The sequence below is a fragment of the Ilyobacter sp. genome, from assembly GCF_041583315.1.
In the GTDB taxonomy this organism is placed as follows: Bacteria; Fusobacteriota; Fusobacteriia; order Fusobacteriales; family Fusobacteriaceae; genus Ilyobacter.
The window spans coordinates 1-1,923 of sequence record NZ_JBFHGC010000544.1 but is presented as its reverse complement, the minus strand read 5'-3'; the positions used below and the strand labels follow the sequence as shown (position 1 = coordinate 1,923).

Sequence of the window (1,923 nt, the reverse complement as noted above, 5' to 3'; positions counted from 1 at the left end):
ATATAAATTCAAGAGAAATATATGCAAATAATAAAATTAAATTAAGAGGGGTCTTTCCAAAATTATGTGTAAATTCGGAAAGACTTGCCCCCACTATTAATTAGTTTTTATAATTCTATAGTCTTCAATCCGATTTGTTACTCCTAAAGAATCGAGTTTTTCTAAAAAGGCCAGTGCAAACTTTCTGCTTGTTTCAAGGATTTCTCTTGTTTCAGCTAGAGTTATTTTTCCGTTTATTTCAGCTTTTTTTCTTATTCTTTTTTCTCCCTCATTAAAGAATCCCTTCATAAAAAAGATATCTTCTTGAAGGGGGATGAGAAGTCCTTTATCTATAAGAAGGCCATGTATTTCATAAAGAGCTGTTTTATCATCTACAAGATCTTCAAGATCACTAAATTTAGGTGGTTTAAAACCTTGTTCCTTATATTTTATAAGAATTAAATCCTTTATCTTCTTCTGTTCTTTACTGAGCTTTATCTTAAAGTCTGAAAGATACACAAGGTTTTCATTTCCTTTTACCACACCCCTTTCCTCCAGAAGTTCAAATATTTCATTATAATTTTTAACCTTCAGATTCTTGGGAAAGTATTTATTCTTTATTTCAGATTTATTTGCTCCTAATTTTAGGGGGTTTCTTTTATGGTAATCACTAAGAAAAGAAGATACTAGTTTTTCAATCTGTAAAAGATAGTCCATATGGAAATATCTCTTTAAATCCATTTTTTTGAGACAGAATATTCTTCCTTCATTAACAAGAACTTCCACAAGTTCATCAGCCACTTCACTACCAGTGGCAATGGATATTTCCTTCAGAGTGGGAAAGGATTCACTGTTTTTAATTATCCATTTTTCCAACTTATGCTCAAAACTTCCATTTAGTAAATTAGCCAGAGATTCAATATATTCCGAATTTTTTCTCTTTACCTTTTCTCCCGTCATATTTATTATTTTTATACTACCAATAGTATCCATGGGAGAGTAATTTCTGACCACGCCTATATCTCCGGGAAGTCCTACTACAGCATCCTCCAATAAAATCTGAGCCAGGCTCTCATCACCTGCATCCAGTTCATCTATTCCGAAGAGTCTTATTCTCCCGATTACTTCAGTTGTTCCCAGGTGAAGTCTAATTCTGTGGTTATTTTTTATTTTCTTCTTCCCTTTAAGGATACGAAGACTTACATCAATTCTGTCAGATATGGAAAGAGTTTCCGGAGTCCCTAGAATATCTCCTCTCTTTATATCCTTTACTTCTATTCCTCCGATATTTAGTGCACATCTGTTGCCAGGTTGGAGACTTACTACACTTTCTCCGTGATTCTGTATTCCCTTAACCCCTATACTTTTCATCTGTGGATAGAGAGTCAGAACATCTCCTTCATGTATCACAGACCCAGTAGAAGTTCCGGTTACCACAGTTCCAAAGCCCTTCACATTGAATACTCTGTCCACAGACATCCTGAAGTTATTCCTTACTTCCCCCTCGTCCTCTATTTTTTCAACCTCAATATTTAATAGTTTTTTTAGGTCATTATAGCTACCTAGATTTCCAGAATTCACCTCTAGTATCTCACAACGGTCTACAAAACTACCCTTAAATTCCTCTCTGATTTCACTCTTAACCTCGTCTATTCTTTCTGGGGGAACAAGATCAGTTTTGGTGACTACCACCACTCCTCTCTTTATCCCGAGTAGCTTTATTATATTTAGGTGTTCCCTTGTCTGAGGCATCACACCGTCATCAGCTGCTATTACCAGCATCATAAAGTCAATACCACTTACCCCTGCCACCATGTTTTTTATAAATTTTTCATGACCTGGGACATCTACAAGACCTACTCTTTTCCCTGATTCCAGGGTGAGATATGTGAATCCAAGGTTTATAGTCATGCCCCTTTTCTTTTCCTCTGGAAGGGTATCTGT

Annotated in this window: 1 protein-coding gene; it reads right to left on the bottom strand. The window is 35.6% G+C overall.

What is annotated here, in order from left to right; genetic code table 11:
* Positions 1 to 96: 96 nt before the first annotated feature.
* Positions 97 to 1,923, bottom strand: a 1,827-nt coding sequence (gene selB, locus ABZA26_RS14005; protein WP_372715110.1) for a selenocysteine-specific translation elongation factor, incomplete at its 5' end; no start/stop codon positions are given.